This window comes from Streptomyces sp. NPDC015131, from assembly GCF_043079975.1.
GTDB lineage: Bacteria > Actinomycetota > Actinomycetes > Streptomycetales > Streptomycetaceae > Streptomyces.
Genome location: NZ_JBIBVB010000004.1, coordinates 142,840 through 160,195 on the forward strand (window position 1 = coordinate 142,840; position 17,356 = coordinate 160,195).

Annotated in this window: 16 protein-coding genes; 12 read left to right on the top strand and 4 right to left on the bottom strand. The window is 74.9% G+C overall.

Going from position 1 to position 17,356, the window contains the following annotated elements:
• Positions 1-270: 270 nt before the first annotated feature.
• From ACF08D_RS16615 to ACF08D_RS16625, 3 genes are all read left to right on the top strand, one after another.
• Positions 271-2,442: a transglycosylase domain-containing protein gene (locus tag ACF08D_RS16615; RefSeq protein WP_392223336.1), complete on the top strand. Its 2,172-nt coding sequence runs from the start codon at positions 271-273 to the stop codon at positions 2,440-2,442.
• Positions 2,439-3,752, top strand: coding sequence for a hypothetical protein (locus ACF08D_RS16620; protein ID WP_392223337.1), 1,314 nt, complete (start codon positions 2,439-2,441; stop codon positions 3,750-3,752). Before ACF08D_RS16615 ends, ACF08D_RS16620 begins: the two co-directional genes overlap by 4 nt.
• 64 nt (positions 3,753-3,816) lie before the next feature.
• Positions 3,817-5,178, top strand: a complete 1,362-nt coding sequence (locus tag ACF08D_RS16625; protein ID WP_392223338.1) for a diacylglycerol/lipid kinase family protein — start codon at positions 3,817-3,819, stop codon at positions 5,176-5,178.
• A gap of 57 nt (positions 5,179-5,235) precedes the next feature.
• Here ACF08D_RS16625 and ACF08D_RS16630 read toward each other — a convergent pair whose 3' ends face one another.
• Complete coding sequence (locus ACF08D_RS16630) at positions 5,236-6,378, bottom strand: GlxA family transcriptional regulator (protein ID WP_392223339.1); 1,143 nt, start codon at positions 6,376-6,378, stop codon at positions 5,236-5,238.
• 131 nt (positions 6,379-6,509) lie between these two features.
• Here ACF08D_RS16630 and ACF08D_RS16635 point away from each other — a divergent pair, with 131 nt between their 5' ends.
• The 4 genes from ACF08D_RS16635 to ACF08D_RS16650 all read left to right on the top strand — a co-directional run bounded on the left by ACF08D_RS16635 (position 6,510) and on the right by ACF08D_RS16650 (position 10,620).
• Positions 6,510-7,100 carry a cysteine hydrolase family protein gene (locus ACF08D_RS16635; protein WP_392223340.1) on the top strand — a complete coding sequence of 197 codons (591 nt, stop codon included), beginning with the start codon at positions 6,510-6,512 and terminating at the stop codon, positions 7,098-7,100.
• A 133-nt stretch (positions 7,101-7,233) separates the two neighbouring features.
• Positions 7,234-8,709 carry an amidohydrolase family protein gene (locus ACF08D_RS16640; protein WP_392223341.1) on the top strand — a complete coding sequence of 492 codons (1,476 nt, stop codon included), beginning with the start codon at positions 7,234-7,236 and terminating at the stop codon, positions 8,707-8,709.
• A gap of 179 nt (positions 8,710-8,888) precedes the next feature.
• Entirely contained in the window at positions 8,889-9,884 is a 996-nt protein-coding gene (locus tag ACF08D_RS16645; RefSeq protein ID WP_392223342.1) for a hypothetical protein, read from the top strand.
• Between the two features lie 115 nt (positions 9,885-9,999).
• Positions 10,000-10,620 (top strand): L-threonylcarbamoyladenylate synthase, encoded by a 621-nt coding sequence (locus ACF08D_RS16650; protein ID WP_392223343.1) that lies wholly within the window; start codon positions 10,000-10,002, stop codon positions 10,618-10,620.
• 103 nt (positions 10,621-10,723) lie between these two features.
• Here ACF08D_RS16650 and ACF08D_RS16655 read toward each other — a convergent pair whose 3' ends face one another.
• Together ACF08D_RS16655 and ACF08D_RS16660 are read right to left on the bottom strand one after the other, a co-directional pair.
• Positions 10,724-11,023: a hypothetical protein gene (locus ACF08D_RS16655; RefSeq protein WP_392223344.1), complete on the bottom strand. Its 300-nt coding sequence runs from the start codon at positions 11,021-11,023 to the stop codon at positions 10,724-10,726.
• A gap of 57 nt (positions 11,024-11,080) precedes the next feature.
• On the bottom strand, positions 11,081-13,285 hold the full coding sequence (locus ACF08D_RS16660) for a SpoIIE family protein phosphatase (RefSeq protein ID WP_392223345.1): 2,205 nt from the start codon (positions 13,283-13,285) through the stop codon (positions 11,081-11,083).
• A 329-nt stretch (positions 13,286-13,614) separates the two neighbouring features.
• Here ACF08D_RS16660 and ACF08D_RS16665 point away from each other — a divergent pair, with 329 nt between their 5' ends.
• The 5 genes from ACF08D_RS16665 (at position 13,615) to ACF08D_RS16685 (ending at position 16,640) form a co-directional block, all read left to right on the top strand.
• Entirely contained in the window at positions 13,615-14,931 is a 1,317-nt protein-coding gene (locus ACF08D_RS16665) for a phytase (RefSeq protein ID WP_392223346.1), read from the top strand.
• 175 nt (positions 14,932-15,106) lie between these two features.
• Entirely contained in the window at positions 15,107-15,322 is a 216-nt protein-coding gene (locus ACF08D_RS16670) for a hypothetical protein (RefSeq protein ID WP_392223347.1), read from the top strand.
• 84 nt (positions 15,323-15,406) lie between these two features.
• Positions 15,407-15,820 carry a fluoride efflux transporter FluC gene (locus tag ACF08D_RS16675; RefSeq protein WP_392223348.1) on the top strand — a complete coding sequence of 138 codons (414 nt, stop codon included), beginning with the start codon at positions 15,407-15,409 and terminating at the stop codon, positions 15,818-15,820.
• Positions 15,817-16,191 (top strand): fluoride efflux transporter CrcB, encoded by a 375-nt coding sequence (gene crcB / locus ACF08D_RS16680; protein WP_392223349.1) that lies wholly within the window; start codon positions 15,817-15,819, stop codon positions 16,189-16,191. The genes ACF08D_RS16675 and crcB overlap by 4 nt, the downstream gene beginning before the upstream one ends.
• Before the next feature lie 83 nt (positions 16,192-16,274).
• A complete protein-coding gene (locus ACF08D_RS16685; RefSeq protein ID WP_392223350.1) occupies positions 16,275-16,640 on the top strand; it encodes a hypothetical protein in 366 nt (121 codons plus the stop codon).
• 3 nt (positions 16,641-16,643) lie between these two features.
• Here the strand turns inward: ACF08D_RS16685 and ACF08D_RS16690 are convergent, their stop codons facing one another.
• Complete coding sequence (locus tag ACF08D_RS16690; protein ID WP_392223351.1) at positions 16,644-17,198, bottom strand: hypothetical protein; 555 nt, start codon at positions 17,196-17,198, stop codon at positions 16,644-16,646.
• Positions 17,199-17,356 lie beyond the last annotated feature (158 nt).

Consider the following 17,356-nt stretch of genomic DNA (forward strand, 5'->3'; position numbering starts at 1 on the left):
GAGGGGTACGGCGGGTGGCCCGCCGGGGAACCGCGCGAGCGCCGAGCCGCCGCCCGAACACGCTGGATCCCGGCCGAACCAGGCCGGAAACCCGTCGTTCCGGCGGGGGTGTCCGACGGGCCTGTTATCTTGGCGTGACATCGTGAGCGTTACGCTCAGTCAGGTTTTGGGGGGCACTGCTGTGTTGCTTCATCGCGCCGGACGGGGGGCGCCGGACCGGGCGCCCGCAGGTCCCCGCGGGTCCGGGGGACGGATCAGGGCGGGGCGGAGATGACCGGGCGCCTCGCCCGCGGCCGGCTCGCGGACACCGTGCGTACGGCGGTGCGGCCCGTGGCCGGGCTCGCGGGCACCCTGCGGAGCACGGCCCGGCCGGTGGCCGCGCCCGGCCGGGGCAAGCGGCGCAAGCCACGGCCGGCCCGGCGCCTGCGGCGCCCCGACTACCCGCGGTCGGGCCGGGAGGGCTGGCGCCGGTGGGTGCCGTCCTGGCGCCAGACGCTGGGCTCGTTCCTGCTGGCCGTCGCGGCGCTCACGGGGATCGTCACCCTCGCGTACGCGCGCACCGAGATACCGGACGATCTCAACGGCTTCGCCACCCAGCAGGACAATGTCTACTACTGGGCGGACGGCACCCCGATGGCCCGCACCGGCTGGGTCAGGCGCCAGGAGATGCCGCTGGCCAAGATCCCGGAGCACGTCCGGTGGGCGGTGCTCGCCGCGGAGAACGCGAGCTTCTACTCCGACCCCGGCGTCTCGGTGAGCGGGGTGACCCGGGCCCTGTGGCGGACGGTCGGCGACGGCGACACCCAGGGCGGGTCCACCATCACCCAGCAGTACGTCAAGAACGTGTACCTGAGCCAGGACCGCTCCTTCTCCCGGAAGTTCACCGAGGTGCTCCTCGCGGTGAAGCTGGACCGGCACCACAGCAAGGACCAGATCCTGGAGGGGTACCTCAACACCAGCTGGTTCGGGCGCGGCACCTACGGCCTGCAGCGCGCGTCGCAGGCGTACTACGGCAAGGACGTCACCCAGCTCAACGCCAGTGAGGGCGCCTTCCTCGCGGCGCTGCTCAAGGGCGCCTCGCTGTACGACCCGGCCATCTCCCCCGCCAACCGCGAGCGGGCCGTGGAGCGGTGGTCCTGGACGCTGGACCGCATGGTCCAGATCGGCCGGCTCTCCCCCGAGGAGCGCGCCCGGTACGACACCTTCCCCGAGCCCCGGGAGCCCACCACCCCCAGCACCGTCGGCGGGCAGAACGGCTACCTGGTGGAGCTGGCCGAGACATACGCCAAGCGGGTCAGCCGCATCCCGGACTCGCAGTTCGACCTCGGCGGCTACCAGGTGTACACGACCTTCGACAAGCGCCGGACGACCGCCCTGACGAAGGCCGTGAACGACGCCCGCGCCTCGCTCGACCCGAAGAAGCGGGCAGAGGACCGGTTCGCCCGGTTCGGAGCCGCCACGGTCGCGCCCGACGGGCGCATCCTCGCGGTGCACGGCGGACCCGACTACCAGAAACAGGCGTTCAACGAGTCGAACGCGGCCACGGTCCCGGCCGGCACCGCGTTCACCCCCTTCGTCTACGCCGCCGCGCTGGAGCACGGCGTCCGGCTGGAGCGCGAGGGGCCGCGCACCCCCGTCACCCCCACGACCCCGTACGACGCGGACGACGGCGTCCCCCTCCGGACCCCGGAGGGCCCCTACTGGGACCGCGCGGGCAAGATGGTCAAGGGCACCAATCTGGACGGCCGTTCGCACGGCCGCATCGGTCTGGGGCGCGCCCTGGCCGAGTCGGCCGACGCGCCCTTCCTCCAGCTCGGGATGGACGTGGGCCTGGACCGGGTGCGCGGCACCGCCCTGTCGGCCGGTCTGCTGGCCTCCAGCCTCGGCCCGCCGGTGCCCGGCTTCGCCCTGGGCAACTCCACACCCAGTGCCATCCGCATGGCCGGCGCGTACAGCACCTTCGCGGGCGACGGCACGCACACCGAGCCCTATTCGGTACGGCGCATCACCCACCGGGGAGAGCCGGTGCCGCTGGCGGCGCCGCGCTCCGCGCGCGCCATGAGCGCCGAGGTGGCCGGCCAGGTCACCGAGGCGCTGTCGAGGACACCGGAGGCGCGCGACATGAGCGGCGGTGACTCCGGAGACGCGGGCGGCGCGGGCGGCACCGGCACGGACGGTTCCGGCGCGGGGCCGGGGGCGGTCGCCGGGAAGACCGGGGGCACCGAGGACGACACGGCACGCTGGTTCGCCGGATACACGGACAGCGCGGCGACGGCCGTCGTCGTCTACCGCATGGACCTCGCCACGAGCCTGGCGCCCCTGCCCCTCAAGGACCTCGGCGGCGGGGCCGCGGCCGGACCGGCCGCGATATGGAAGCAGTACGCGCGGGCCGTGCGGGACACGCCGGACCGCGCCGGGAGCGATCGGGGGACCACACGATGATCCGGAGCAGCACGGCGGTGCGGCGGCTGCGGGAGCGCGCCACCCGGCGCGGTGTCGCCATCGGGGTGGCCGCGGTCGTCCTGGTGACGGGCGGGAGCCTCGTCCCGCTGGTGACGGGCGGGTCGGGGGACGACGCCCCGGTGGCGTCGGCGGATCGTTCGTCCGCCCCGGCGCCACGGCCCCCGGCGGGGCAGAAGGGCGCCGGCGGCAAGAAGGGCGCGGCGGACGAGAAGTGGGACGGCCGGGTCCGGGTGCTGGGCGACGGGTCGACGTCGTACACCGGGCCGCAGCCCGGTCAGCTCAAGCCCACGCGGCTCAAGCCGGGCCAGCGGCCACCGCAGTTCGTCGTCTTCTCCTGGGACGGCGCGCTGGAGGGCGACGACCATCTCTTCTCCCGCTTCCGCCGCGTGGCGAAGGAGAGCGGCGCCCATATGACCTTCTTCCTCACCGGTATCTACCTGCTGCCGAAGGACAAGAAGGACCTGTACCGGCCGCCCCTGCACGACAAGGGCGCGGCGGCCATCTCGTACCCCACGCGCGAGCACATCCGCACCACGCTGGACCAGCTCGGCAAGGCGTGGAAGGAGGGCCACGAGATCGGGTCGCACTTCAACGGCCACTTCTGCGGCGCCAAGGGGGGAGGTGACTGGTCGACCCAGGAGTGGACCAGTGAGATCGACCAGTTCTACTCCTTCGTACAGAACTGGAAGACCAACACCGGGTTCACCGACCTCGACCCGCTGCCCTTCGACCCCACCCGCGAGGTGGCCGGCGGACGGGCGCCCTGCCTGGAGGGGCAGAAGACCCTCATACCGGCGACCAAGCCCTTCGGGTGGCGTTATGACGCCAGTTCCGCCGGCAACTTCCAGACATGGCCGTCGAAGAAGGACGGGGTGTGGGACCTGCCGCTCCAGATGGTGCCGTTCCCGGGCAAGGACTTCCAGGTGCTGTCCATGGACTTCAACTTCCTCTACAACCAGTCGGAGGGCCGGACCGACGGGGACCCGGCGATGCACGCCACCTGGCGCAAGCAGGCCCGGGACGCCTACCTCGCCGGATTCCAGCGGGTCTACCACGGCAGCCGCGCCCCCATGTTCATCGGGAACCACTTCGAGGACTGGAACGGCGGCATCTACATGGACGCCGTGGAGGACGTGATGCGGGACGTCTGCCGGCGCGACGAGGTGCGGTGCGTGTCGTTCCGCGAGCTGACCGACTGGCTGGACGCCCAGGACCCCGAGCTGCTGGCGCAGTGGCGCACTCTCGACCCCGCGCAACCGGCCGGATGGTCGTCGATGCTGCCGGACTGACCCGTGGCGTCCACCCGGGATTCGGCCGGGCCTCCTACGATGTCCGCGGACGAGGGGAGGACCCATGGGGGTCGGGTGGCACGGCGGCGAGCGCGCCGAGCGCGAGCAGCGGTGGTCGGCGAGGCTGTCCCTGGCGTCGGTGACGCTGGCGGCGCTGCTGCCGCTGCTGTTCGGCGGCACCGGCGGCGTGCTGCTGCTCCTGGTGGGCGCGCTGGGCGCGGCGGTAACCGTGTCCGCCGTCTGGTGGACGCTGACCCGGCGCGGTGCGGCCCGTGCGGCGGCCGTGGCGCTGGCGGCGGCCGCGCCGGTGGCGGTGGTCGTGATGTTCGCCGTCGCCAACCTGCTGTGGGTGGTGCTGCTGTCGCTGGCGCTGTGGGTGCTGGCCGTCTGGGCGGGGCGGTACGCGCTGCGCAGTACGGGGCTGCGTCCCGTGCGGGTGAAGGAGCACCGTACGGCGCCGCCCCTGCGGCCCTTCCTGGTGATGAACCCGCACTCGGGCGGCGGCAAGGTGGAGCGGTTCGGCCTCAAGGAGAAGGCCGAGCGGCTCGGGGCGCGGGTCGCGCTGCTGGACCCGGCGAGCCCGGAGGACGTCACCGAGCTGGCCCGGCGGGCGGTGGCCGAGGGCGCCGACCTGCTGGGCGTGGCCGGGGGCGACGGCACGCAGGCGCTGGTGGCGGCGGTGGCGGCCGAGCACGGCCTGCCGTTCCTGGTGATCTCGGCGGGCACCCGCAACCACTTCGCCATGGACCTGGGCCTCGACCGGGACGACCCGGCCACCTGTCTGGACGCCCTGACCGACGGGGTCGAGCTCCATGTGGACCTGGGCTTCGCGGGCGGTCACCCCTTCGTCAACAACGTCTCCTTCGGGGTGTACGGCACCGTCGTGCAGAGCCCCGCCTACCGGGACGACAAGGTGGGCACGGCGCTCGACCTGCTGCCGGAGCTGCTCACCCGGCAGAGCGGGCCCCGGCTCACCGCCCGGGCCGGGGGCACGACGCTCGCCGACCCCCAGGCGATCCTGGTGAGCAACAACCCCTACCGGCGGGACGACCCGGCCGTGCTGGGCCGCCGGGTGCGGCTCGACTCCGGGACGCTGGGCGTCCTGGGGCTCCGGGTGGACAGCGCGGCGGAGGCGGCGGCGCTCCTGCTGGACCCGGAGGCGAGCGGCCTGTCGGTGCTGACGGCACGGGAAGTGGTCGTCGACGCCGACCACCCGACCGTGGACGCGGGCATCGACGGCGAGGCGTTCGTCCTGCCCGTGCCGGTCCACTGCCGGATCGCGCCGAGGGCGCTGCGTGTCCGGGTGCCGAGGCTGCGGCCGGGCGTGCCGCAGCCGCGGCCCCCGTTCGACTGGCGCCGCGTGCGCAAGCTCGCCGCCGCGGTGGGCCGCACGGCCGCACCCCGCCGTCCGGGCGCGCGCTGGTAGCCGCGGTCGCGGGCCCACGGCCGTGCCGGGCCCGCGGCCGTGCACCGGCCCACGGCCTCAGGGGCGCGGCACGGCCGGCCGGGTCGTGCGCCGCCCGGCGTACCGGAAGCGGTTGCGGTACTCGGTGGGCGTGGTGTCGAGCTGCCGGCGGAAGGCGCGGACGAGCGTGTCGGTGGTGGCGAAGCCGCACGCCGACGCGACGCGGTCCAGGGTGTCGTCGGTGGTCTCGAGCCGGTTGCGGGCGGCCTCCACCCGGGCGGACTCGATGTAGGCGGCCGGAGTGGTGCCCAGTTCGGTCTTGAAGATCCTGGTGAGCTGCCGCTCACCGACATGGGCGTGCGCGGCGAGCCCGGCGACGGTGAGGCGCCCGGCGAGGTGCTCGGCGATGTGGTGGCGCAGGCCGTCCATCCGCCGGGTGGTCGACACCGGTTCGATGGGCACGCTGAACTGGCTCTGCCCGCCGGGCCGTTTCAGGTACATCACCAGTTGGCGCGCGACCCGCAGGGCGGTGGCCTCGCCGAAGTCCTCGGCCACCAGCGCCAGCGAGAGGTCGAGGCAGGCGGTGATGCCCGCCCCGGTCCACACGTCGCGGTCGCGGATGAAGATGGGGTCGGCGTCGACCTCCACCGAGGGGTGGTCGGCCGCGAGCTGCTGCGCGGTGGACCAGTGGGTGGTGACCCGCCTGCCGTCGAGCAGCCCGGCGGCGGCGAGCAGATGCGCTCCCACGCAGACGGACGCCAGGCGCCGCGCCCGGCCGGCCAGCAGCTTCACCCAGTGGACCACCGAGGGGTCGGTGAGGGCGCGGACCCGGCGCTGGTCGTCCAGCTCGACGGAGCCGGGAACGAGGAGCGTGTCGATGGCGCGGCCGGCGACCTCGTCGAAGGTGGTGTCGGGCAGGACGCGGACGCCGGCGCCGGTGGTGACGGGGTCCATGGTCGCCGCGGCGAGGAGGACACGGTAGCCGCCGGCGCCGTCCCGCTCGCGCCGCAGCAGCGCGAACACCTCGGGCGGCCCGGTGACGTCCAGCAGGTCGACGCCGTCGAAGAGCAGGACGACGACGAGCCGTTCGGCGGGGCCGCCGGTCTCCGCCGCCACGTCATGCCCGCGGTCACCGCCACGGCCGGCGCCGTCACGGCCGATGCCACGGTCGGCGCTGCTGCCACTGCCACTGCCACTGCCACTGCCACTGCCACTGCCCATGGTGCGGGCTCCCCCGATGTCGGTATCTGCAAGTTGGACGTCATTGCCGCCACAACAGGCGGATCGTAGCGTGGGAAGCGCCCTCACCGGAGGGCCCAACTCCCCTCTCCCCCGTGAACGAAGGTGCAGCCATGCCCACGACCACCCTGCGCGAACTCAACGGCTTCGACCGGACCCCGGCGTCCCTCGGCACCGCCACACTGGTCCTGGTCGACTACCAGAACACCTACACCCGCGGGGTGATGGAGCTGTCGGGGTGGCAGGCCGCCCTCGACGCGGCGTCCGCCCTCCTCGGCCGGGCGCGCGCGGCCGGTGCGCCGGTGATCCATGTGATCAACGACGGCGGCGAGGGAACCCCGTACGACATCCGGGCCGAGATCGGGCGGATCCACCCGCTCGTGGCCCCGGCCGGGGGCGAGCCGGTGGTCGTGAAGACCGTCCCCGACGCCTTCGTGGGCACCGACCTGGGGGACCGGGTGGACGCCACCGGGCGGAAGGACGTCGTCGTCGCCGGCTTCATGACCCACATGTGCGTGGCCGCCACGGCGGCGGGGGCGTTCTTGCGGGGCAACCGGGTCACCGTGGTCGCCGACGCGTGCGCCACCCGCCCGCTGGAGACGTCCGTCGCCGGTGTGACCGCGGAGCAACTGCACCACGGCGCGCTCGCGACGGTCCAGGACCTGTACGGCGAGGTGGTGGCCTCCGGGGCGGTCCTGAACTGACCGTAGGAAGGTGCTGGTGAGGGGCACGGCAGCGGAACAAACGGCGAGCACCAGCCAAACGGAAACGGAATTCCATTACCGTTGACCGGAATTGTGGCTTGCTTCCGGCCATCCGGCGCGGGATACCACCACCATGACGGACACCCCCGCGAACCCCGCGACCCCCGCGCCGAACCGCCGTACCGTACTCGCCGGCCTGGGCGGCATCCCCCTCGCCCTGGGCGCCGCCGCCCCGGCAGGCCATGGGCCCAGACCCGCCACGGCCCCCGGCGACACCGCGAGAGGCAGCCGGCGGGCCCCGGCCACCACCCTGCTGCGCGGGGCCGAACTGCTCCTCACCATGGACCCGTCCGTGGGCGACGGTCCCCTGGGCACCCTCCACCGCGCCGACATCCTGATGCGGCACGGCCGGATCGCCGCCGTGGGGCGGCGGCTCCCCGCGGCACCCGGCACCCGGGTGGTGGACGTGAGCGGCCGGATCGTGCTGCCCGGGTTCGTGGACATCCACAACCACCTCTGGCAGTCGAGCATCCGCGGCGGTTGCAGCGGCCAGGACCTGTACGGCTGGCTGGCCGCCTGCAACCGCACCACCCTCGCCCGCATCGCCGCCCGGGACATGTACCGCTTCGTCCGCCTCGCCGCCCTCGACGCGCTCCAGGCCGGTGTCACCACGGTCGTCGACTGGGTCCACCCCATCCCGTACGAGACGGGTGCGCACTACGTGCGGGCGCTGGCCGACAGCGGGATCCGCTTCGTGTACGCGATGATGCCGCCGGCGTCCGGCACCGGGCCCGCCGGCCGCGACGGCCCGGCCGGCCATGTCACCCGCGTCAAGCGGGACCTGCTCGACCCCCTGCCGCTGGCCTCCCTCCAGATCGCCGCGCACGCGGGGATGGCCACCGTGGACACACTGCGCCAGTACGGCGCCCTCGCCCGGGACCTCGGGGTGATGCTCAACTCCCATGTGCTGGAACACCGGGGCGACCGCGCGGACGACCCGATCCGCGCGCTGCGCCTCGCGGGCGCGCTGGGCCCCGGCCTGCTGATGAACCACGCCATCCACCTCACCGACGACGAGATCGCCCTCGTCGCCGAGCACGAGGTGCGCGTGGCCCACTGCCCGTTGAGCAACATGCGCCTGGCCTCCGGCATCATCCGCCTCCCCGCGCTGCACGCCCGCGGTGTGCGGACCGGGCTCGGACACGACGGGGGAACCAACGACACCTCCGACATGTTCGGCGTGATGAAGGCCGCCGTGGGACTCCAGCGGGCCCTGCACCAGGACCCCGCGGTGCACCCCACGATCCCGGACGTGCTGCGCATGGCGACCCTCGGCGGCGCCGAGTGCGTGGGCCTGGCCGACCGCGTCGGATCCCTGACCCCGGGCAAGCGCGCCGATGTGGTGGTCCTCGACCCGGGCACACTCAACTTCGCACCGCGCATCGACTGGACCAGCCAGATCGTCCTCAACGGCCAGCCGCCCAACGTCAGCCACGTCTTCGTGGACGGCCACCTGCGCAAGGCCGACGGCCGGCTCGTGGACACGGACACCGACGCCGTCGTACGCGAGGCCGAGGACGCCGCCGACCGCGTACGCGACATCCTCTGACACAACAGCGTTGTGAAGGACGGCCGTTGATTGGCGAATGCACACGGACGAGTGGTGGTGGCGGTGTTGGCACCTCTCGTACGCACACTCGTATGTTTGCTTGGCACAACGCAACAGCCGTACGCTGCAACACGGTGTTCCCATCCTTCACAACGCCACGCACCCCCGCAGGAGGACACATGGCCTTCCCCGCCGCCTCAGCCGGCACCATCGAAGCGACCACCGCGCTGTTGAGGGAGGAACTCCCCCGGCTCGAACAGCACCAGCAGTCCCTGGAGAAGGACCTCGCGGCCGTCACCGAGCGACTGGAGTCGGTCCGCAGCGCACTGGCCGCGCTGCAGTCGCTGTCCACGTCGTCGCTGCCGGCGCAGCGCACCGAAGACACCACCGACGCCACCGCCCAACTCCCCGTAGCGGAACCGGCCGAGGAGCAGGACGCGGACCGGCAGGCGGAGGAGAAGTCCGGGGAGGCGGCGGAGTCCCGGCCGGCCGCCGAGGAGGCCGTCCCGGCGCAGCGCTCCCGTCGTACCGCGTCCGCGAGCGGGCGCAAGAGCGCGGCCAGGAAGCCCGCGAAGAAGACCACCCGCCCGGCCAGGGCCGCGTCCACCAGGACCACGTCCACCACCAAGCAGGCCGCCAAGCCGGCGACCAAGCCTGCGGCCAAGGCGCCGGCCAAGGCGACCGACAAGCAGGGGACGAAGGCAGCGGCCGAGCCCGCCGCCGGCACGACGGCCGAGGCCAAGACGGCGGCCGAGACCACCACCGGCACGGCCGCCACCACGTCCCCCGCCGAGCAGCCCGCAACCCGGAAGTCCGCGCCCAAGAAGGCGGCGACGAAGAAGACAACGGCAAAGAAGGCAACGGCGAAGGCCGGTGCGCGGAAGGCCGCGGCCAAGAAGCCGGCCGCCAGGACCTCCGCGGCGGAGAAGTCCGCGACGTCCGGCGCCGCGTCCGCCTCCGGGGCCGACGGCAACAGCGGCCTGACCGAGCAGGTCGCCGCCATCCTCGCCCGCAGCGGTGACACCCCCGTCCGCGCGCGTGACGTCGCCAAGGAGCTCGGGCGCGACGCGACCGCCGGTGCCGTCAACACCGTGCGCAGCACGCTCGACCGGCTGGTGGCCACCTCCCGTGCCCGCCGTGCGGGCCGGGGCCTGTACCAGGCGCCCGCGAGCTGAGACCGGCCCGGCGGGCGCAGGTCCCGTCCCGGCTCGCCCGCCGCGGCGGCCGGGGCGGGACCTGCGCCCGCACGGCGCCCCGGCCGGGCGGGCGTCCATCGCGTACGCTCGGTGAATGGCGAAGTACTTCAATGTGCACCCCGACAACCCCCAGCGGCGCACGATCAGCAGCGTGGTCGACCTCATCCGCTCCGGCGCCCTCGTCGCCTACCCGACGGACTCCTGTTTCGCCCTGGGCTGTCAGCTCGGCAACCGGGACGGCATCGGCCGGATCAAGTCGATCCGCAACCTGGACGACCGGCACCACTTCACCCTGGTGTGCGAGAACTTCGCACAGCTGGGCCAGTTCACGCACATCGACAACGATGTGTTCCGTGCGATCAAGGCGTCGACCCCGGGCAGCTACACCTTCATCCTGCCCGCCACGAAGGAGGTGCCGCGCCAGCTGCTGCACCCGAAGAAGAAGACCGTGGGGGTGAGGATCCCCGACCACGGGGTCGCGCAAGCGCTGCTCGCGGAGCTGGGCGAGCCGCTGCTGTCCAGCACGCTGCTGCTGCCGGACGAGGAGGAGCCCCTGACGCAGGGGTGGGAGATCAAGGAGCGCCTCGACCACGAGGTGGACGCGGTGGTCGACTCGGGCGACTGCGGCACCGAGCCGACCACGGTCATCGACTTCTCGAGCGGCGAGGCGGAGATCGTACGCCGGGGGGCGGGCGACACCTCCCGGTTCGAGTAGCCGCCCGCCGGGCCCGCCCGGGAAGGGACCGGCCCGGGAAGGAAGCCGCCCAGGCACGGGCCGGCCCGGGAAAGGAGCGGCCCGGGCCGGGCGTGACGGGCCGTCAGCCGATGGGCAGGAAGGCCAGCACCGGGGCGACCGGCTCGATGAGCTGCCGCGCCTCGCCGAGGCGCTGGAGCCCGTCGAGCCCGCCGAACTGCTCGGTCACCGTGGGGACCTTGTCACGGTGCTCGGGGGCGACGCCGATCGAGGCGAGGTCGTCGACCCGGCTGAGCACGGACGGGCCCTGGGGGCCGGGGGCGGGCACGATGGCCGCGCTCGCGGCGGGGGCCGACAGGACGGAGGCCCCGGCGGCACCGGCGGCCAGGGCGAGGGTGGCGAGAATGCGCTGAGATGTGGTCATAGCCAGACCAACGCCCCGATCCACCATCAGTCACGCCCGGACCCGCACCCCGCCTCGTCAGGTGACCAGGGCGACCAGCAGGGCGACGTCGTCGTGGTTGCCGCTGTTGCGCAGTTCGCGCAGCAGACGGTCGCAGGTGTCCTCCAGGGTCGCGTCGGGGGTGCGGAGCAGGTCGAGCAGCTGGTCGAGCCGGACGTCGATGTCCTGGTCGCGGGTCTCGACCAGCCCGTCGGTGTAGAGCACCAGCCGGTCGCCGGGTGCGAGTTCCGCGGCCACGGCACGGAAGGGGACGCCGCCCACACCGAGGGGCGGGCCGGTGGGGAGGTCGAGCAGCCGGGGGCCCTCGCCCGCGCGGATCAGCACGGGGGGCGGGTGGCCCGCGGTGGAGACGCAGCACTGGGCGCGGTGGGGGTCGTAGATGACGTGGACGCAGGTGGCGAGCGAAGGGTCCAGTCCGGCGGTGATCTCGTCGAGATGGTGCAGGACCTCGGCCGGTCCGAGCGGCAGCCGGGAGAGGGTCTGGGTGGCGGTGCGCAGCCGGCCCATGGTGGTGGCGGAGTGGATGCCGCTGCCCATCACGTCGCCCACGACCAGGGCGGTGCGGCCGTCGTCCATGGGGATGACGTCGAACCAGTCGCCGCCCACCTCGCTGCCCACTCCGGCCGGCTGGTAGCGGGAGGCCACGTCCAGGCCGACCAGGTGGCGGGGCGGCTCGGGGAGCAGGCTGCGCTGGAGGGTGAGCGCCGTCTCGCGCTGGCGGCGGAACAGCCGGGCGTTGTCGATGCAGACGGCGGCCCGGGCGGCCAGTTCGCTGGCGAGCAGGGCGTCGTCCTCGGTGAACGGGAACGGGTTGCGGCCGCGTTTGAGGTCGAGTGCGCCCAGCACCTCGCCGCGGGCGATCAGGGGGACGGCGAGGTAGGAGTGGATGCCGGCGCGGGCGAGGAGCTCGGTGGCGTGCTCGTCGCGGGCGATGCGGGGCAGGGAGTCGGCGTCGACCTCGGGGACCAGCACCGGCCGGGCGGTGCGCACACAGCGGGTGACCAGGCGGTCGGCGCCGTAGTGGGCGGGTTCGCCGGGCGGGTCGGCGGCGTCGACGGCGACGGTGGGGTAGGCGGCGGCGACGGCCAGCGCCCGGATGACCGCGGGCCCGTCGGCGGCGATGCGGGCGGGGCGGCCCTCGAGCACGGTGTCGAGGACGTCGACGGCGGCGATGTCGGCGAGCGCGGGCACGGCGACGTCGGCCAGTTCGCGGGCGGTCTGTTCGAGGTCGAGGGTGGTGCCGATGCGTACGGAGGCGTCGGCGACCAGCGCGAGGCGGTCGCGGGCGCGTTCGGCCTCGGTCGCGGACAGGTAGCGGTCGGTGACGTCGACCACCGAGGCGGCCAGTCCCAGGACCCGGCCGGCCACGTCCTCCAGCCGGTACAGGGAGACCGACCAGGCGTGGTCGTTGCCGGGGTCGGCCGGGGTGCGGCCCACCATCTGCCGGTCCAGCAGCGGCTTTCCGCTGACCAGGACGGTACGCATGGCCTCCTCGACCGCCTCGGCGTCCACGAAGGGGAGCACCTCGGCGACCCGCCGGCCCTTGTGCCGCTCGGCGCTGAGTCCGTCGATCCGTTCCAGTGCCGCGTTGACCCCGACGCACCGCAGGTCCGTGCCGACGACGGCGAGGCCGATCGGTGACTGGTCCACGAGCCGAACCGACAGCGCGAGGTCGCGTTCGACCCGGCGCAGGGCGGCCTGGTCGGTGGCGAGCCCGAGGGCGTAGTAGTCGCCCCGGTCGTCCAGGAGGCGCATGTTGCGGAACTCCAGGACGCGCCGGGTGCCGTCCTTGCGGCGTACGGGGAACTCGCCCGACCACGCGTCGCCGCTGCTCATCACCTGCTCGAACAGGCGCACCACCCGTTCGTGGTGCTCCTCGGCGACGAGGAGGTTCGCGGCGTGCCGTCCCAGGGCCTCCTCGGCGGTGTAGCCCAGCAGGGCCTCGGCCTGCGGGCTCCACAGCACGATGCGCCCCTCGGCGTCCAGCACCACGGCCGCGACCCCGAGGACGTCGAGCAGCCCTTCGGCGGACGAGGCCCCGGCCACCGGGGCCCCCACGGCCCCGGGTGCCGCCGTGCCCGCGTCCGCCCCCGGTGCGGCCGTGCCCGCGTCCGCGCCCGTGTCGGGGTCCCGCGCGGCCGGGCCCGTGCCCGCGCCCGCCCCGCCCGCGTCCGCCGCGCCGCCCGCGCCACGGCCGGCCGGGGGCCCCTGTCCGCCGCCCATGACCGCTCCTTCCCGTGCTGCCACCGTGCCTCGTTCCCGGCGCGCGCGCACGCCGGTGACCGAGGCGGCTGGTGCGGCGGGTACCACCGGCCCCGCGCCCGAATCCGGCCCCCGCGCACCGGCTCGGGACGCGGGGGCACCGAGCCGTGGAGCACCGGCTCACGAAACGGGGCCCCGAGCCGTGGACCCGTCGCGTTCACGCGGGGCACACCGGCCGTAGGCCGCAGGGTCACCGGGTGGCTCCAGGATCTCCCTGACTTGCCATGCTCCCGACATGCACCCCCTCCGTATCCCGATGTCCCGCCCACCGACAGCAAGGGGTTCCCCACGTGTTCAGGCACTGTCCCGTCCGGCCGGCCGCCCTGCTCCTGACGACGGCGCTGCTGGCGCTCACCGCCGCGGCGCCCGCCGGGGCGGTCCCGGCCGGCCCGTCCGGGCCGCTGCCCGGCATCGCGCCGCGCGCGGAGACGGCCACGCTGTACGACGACGAGGCGGGCGGCGCCGCCGACGCCGACGACCCGGCGATCTGGCGCGACGCCGCCCGGCCGGACCGCAGCCTGGTCATCGCCACCGCGAAGGAGGGCGGCCTGCGGGTGTACGACCTCGACGCCCGGCAGGTGCAGGCGGTCCCCGCTCCCCCGGCCGCCCGCCCGGGCGACGCCCCGGGCCGGTTCAACAACGTGGACCTGGTCCACGGTGTGCGCCTGCCTGCCGGGCGCGCGGACATCGCGGTGACCACGGACCGGGGCCACGACCGGCTCCGCTTCCACCGCATCGTGCCCGGCCGCCCCGGCGGGCCGCTGGCCGACGTCACCGACCCGGCCGTCCCGCCGGTGTTCTCGGCGGACCAGGACGAGATCAACGCCCAGCACACCGCGTACGGACTGGCCACCTGGCGCGACGCCGCCTCCGGCCGCTCGTACGCCCTGGTCAGCCGCCGGGGCCGGACCACCGTGGCCCTGCTGGAGCTGCTCCCCACCGCCGCCGGCACCCTCACCTACCGCACGGTGCGAAGCATCGACCTGCCCTCGTCCTTCCGGCTGCCGGACGGCACCGCGTGGTCGCCGTGCGGCGAGCCGGACGAGCTTCCGCAGGTGGAGGGGATGGTCGTCGACCCGGCGAACGGCATGCTCTACGCCGGGCAGGAGGACGTCGGCATCTGGCGCGTGCGCGCGGACCTGACCGGCGCCGCGCCCCGGCTCGTGGACCGCGTCCGCGAGTACGGTGTGCCCGCGGCGTACGACGAGGCCACCGAGGAGTGCGTCCCCGGCGCCGACCCGGGCTTCGGCGGCTCGCGCCTGGCGGCCGACGTCGAGGGCCTGACGCTGATCCCGCAGGGCCGGGGCGACGGGTATCTGCTGGCGTCCAGCCAGGGCGACGACACCTTCGCCCTGTACGACCGCGAGGTGGCGGAGGCCCATGAGTACGAGGGCGGCTTCCGCGTCGTCGCCGGGCCCGGCGGCCGGGTGGACGGCTCCGAGGAGTGCGACGGCGCCGCCGCGCTGAACGCCCCGCTGGGCCGGAAGTACCCGCGCGGCCTGCTCGTCGTGCAGGACGGCCACGACACCCCGGCGGAGGACGGCCGCGAGGCCACCAACTTCGCGTTCGTGGACCTGGGCGAGGTGCTGGACCGCGTCGACAGGTAGCCCCGGGCCCCCCGGCGGGGGCAGCGGCGGGGGCACCGGCAAACGGGTGAATGCGGCATACGTCGGCATCGGCGCGGCCGTTGGGCAGGCCGAGTCCCCCGAACAGCGGGCGCGTCCCCGGTCTCCGGGCCTCCGGGGCCCGCGGGACGGCCCGACCGACAGCAAGGAACGCACCATGATCAAGAAGGTTCTGGCCACCGCCGGTGTCGCCGCCGCCGTCCTCGGGGTCTCGGCCCCCCTGGCGTCGGCGAACGGCGACCGCGAGGTGCACACGCAGAACGGCAACTTCTCGACGCAGTCGTACGGCAACACCGGCAGCCCGGAGCCGCAGGGCGCGGGCCGGGCGCTGACCGGTGACGACCTGCGCCCCCTGGACGGTCTGCGGCGGTAACGGCGCGTTACGCTGACGCCCGCGACAGACCCGCGCCGGGCCCGCCGGGACCCGGCCGGGTGAGGGCGGGCGGGACGGACGGTCATGGCAGCGTGGCGGGCACAGGCGCCGGTGGTGGCCGCCGTGGCACTGGGCGGCGCCGCCGGCGCCTCGGCGCGGCACGGAGCGGCGCTGCTGTGGCCGACGCCGGCCGGCGGCTTCCCGTGGACGACCCTGTGGGTGAACGTCACCGGGTGCGCCCTCATCGGTGTGCTGATGGTGGTCACCGACGGCGTGCGGAGGGCCCACCGGCTGGTGCGGCCGTTCTTCGGCACCGGGGTGCTCGGGGGGTTCACCACCTTCTCGGCGTACACGGTCGACGTACGGACCCTGCTGGCGGGCGGCCGGGCCGGGGCGGGCCTCGCCTGCCTGGTGCTCACGCCGCTGCTGGCGCTGGCCGCGGCCGGGGCGTCGGTGTGGCTCACGCGCCGGGCCGTCGCGGGGAGGTGGCCGCGGTGACCTGGCTGTGGGTGGCCGTGGGGGCCGCGGTGGGGGCGCCCCTGCGGTATCTGACCGACCGGGCCGTCTCGCTCCGGCGCCGCTCGGCCTTCCCCTGGGGGACGTTCACGGCCAATGTCGCCGGGTGCCTGGTGCTGGGCGTGCTGACGGGGGCGGTCGTGGCGGGGGCGGCCTCGTCGCCGGTGCGGCTGCTGGTGGGGACGGGCCTGTGCGGGGCGCTGACCACCTACTCGACCTTCTCGTACGAGACGCTGCGGCTGATCGAGGGCGGCGCGTCGCGCACGGCGCTGCTGAACGTGGTGGGCAGCACGGCCGCCGGCCTGGGCGCGGTGTGCGCGGGTGCCGCGCTGGCGGAGGCCCTCTGGGCCTGAAGGGTGTGCGGGCGTGACCGGCGCGGGCGCGGCGGGCTGCGTACGCTGGAGGTGCTGGTCGGCCCCGGCCCGGGAGGCATGCCATGGCGCTCGGTCACCGCTTCCACGTCGATCTGGACGGACACTCGGTCACGGTCCAGTTCCTCGCTCGTACCGGCCCGTTCGAGGTGCTGGTCGACGGCAAGGTCGTCGGCTACGGCAAGGGCCCCGGCGCCTCGGTGGCGGCCGAGCTGCCCGGCGATCCGCCCCGGCCGTTCACCGTCACGGTCGGCCACGCGCGCGTGACGGGCGGGGTGCCCTCCTGTGTGCTGCAGACCGGTGGGGTGCGCCGCCCGGTGCCCCACGTGCCGCTGGGCACCGCCGCGGCGCCCGCCGGGCCGCCGCGTCCGGTGCGGCGGCTGCGCCGGTCGCTGCGCCGGCGGGTGCGGGGGCTTATGGGGCGGCGCTGACCGCTACGGGGCGCCCGCGCCCGCGGTGATGCGCGTGAGCAGCTGCTTGTCCAGGAGCAGCAGGGCGGTCAAGGCGTGGCGGCAGGCGGTGGCCAGGAGGTCGAGGTCGGCGGCGCGGGCGGGGTCGCGGTGGTCGGTGCGGGGCGCGCCGCCGCGCAGGGCGTCCTCCAGTTCGGTGAGCGGCCCGCCGAAGTCGCCGCACATGACGGCGGCGGTCCTCAGCGCCTGGACCAGGTCGGCGTCGAGGTCCTGGCCGCCGCTGGTCTCCAGCAGGGCGGGGATGAGGTGGCTGATGTGGAGGAGGCTGTGGAGCCTGCGCACCAGCTGGGGCCAGTGGTCGCCGGGGCTGTCGGGCGCGCCCCACGCGGCCCGGGCGGCCTGGATGTCCTGGTGCAGTTCGCGGGCGATGCGCAGCTCCTCCCGGCGGGGGCGCGGGGCGCGCAGGGCCCAGGAGATGCCGGCGTCCGCGGCGGCGTCGTAGGCGGCCAGCCGGAGCCGTACGTAGCGGTCGGGCGGCGCGCAGGTGTCGGTGCCCTTGGTCAACTCGACGTCGTCCATGGGCGGACCGTATCGGCACTCCCCCGGCCCGCGCACCGGTCCGCGCCGAACCCGTTGCGTGCGGTGGCGCGTACCCGCCGGTCCCGTCGCGCTGGGTGTCCGGGCGGGTACGCGGCCGTGTGCGCGGGCCGCGGGGGGAGCGGCCGGCGGGGGCGGGC

Bases quoted from the DNA above. Each gene is read 5' to 3' on its own strand.
- ACF08D_RS16615 (WP_392223336.1), top strand. From the start codon at position 271: ATGACCGGGCGCCTCGCCCGCGGCCGGCTCGCGGACACCGTGCGTACG.
- ACF08D_RS16620 (WP_392223337.1), top strand. From the start codon at position 2,439: ATGATCCGGAGCAGCACGGCGGTGCGGCGGCTGCGGGAGCGCGCCACC.
- ACF08D_RS16625 (WP_392223338.1), top strand. From the start codon at position 3,817: ATGGGGGTCGGGTGGCACGGCGGCGAGCGCGCCGAGCGCGAGCAGCGG.
- ACF08D_RS16630 (WP_392223339.1), bottom strand. From the start codon at position 6,378: ATGGGCAGTGGCAGTGGCAGTGGCAGTGGCAGTGGCAGTGGCAGCAGC.
- ACF08D_RS16635 (WP_392223340.1), top strand. From the start codon at position 6,510: ATGCCCACGACCACCCTGCGCGAACTCAACGGCTTCGACCGGACCCCG.
- ACF08D_RS16640 (WP_392223341.1), top strand. From the start codon at position 7,234: ATGACGGACACCCCCGCGAACCCCGCGACCCCCGCGCCGAACCGCCGT.
- ACF08D_RS16645 (WP_392223342.1), top strand. From the start codon at position 8,889: ATGGCCTTCCCCGCCGCCTCAGCCGGCACCATCGAAGCGACCACCGCG.
- ACF08D_RS16650 (WP_392223343.1), top strand. From the start codon at position 10,000: ATGGCGAAGTACTTCAATGTGCACCCCGACAACCCCCAGCGGCGCACG.
- ACF08D_RS16655 (WP_392223344.1), bottom strand. From the start codon at position 11,023: ATGACCACATCTCAGCGCATTCTCGCCACCCTCGCCCTGGCCGCCGGT.
- ACF08D_RS16660 (WP_392223345.1), bottom strand. From the start codon at position 13,285: ATGGGCGGCGGACAGGGGCCCCCGGCCGGCCGTGGCGCGGGCGGCGCG.
- ACF08D_RS16670 (WP_392223347.1), top strand. From the start codon at position 15,107: ATGATCAAGAAGGTTCTGGCCACCGCCGGTGTCGCCGCCGCCGTCCTC.
- ACF08D_RS16675 (WP_392223348.1), top strand. From the start codon at position 15,407: ATGGCAGCGTGGCGGGCACAGGCGCCGGTGGTGGCCGCCGTGGCACTG.
- ACF08D_RS16685 (WP_392223350.1), top strand. From the start codon at position 16,275: ATGGCGCTCGGTCACCGCTTCCACGTCGATCTGGACGGACACTCGGTC.
- ACF08D_RS16690 (WP_392223351.1), bottom strand. From the start codon at position 17,198: ATGGACGACGTCGAGTTGACCAAGGGCACCGACACCTGCGCGCCGCCC.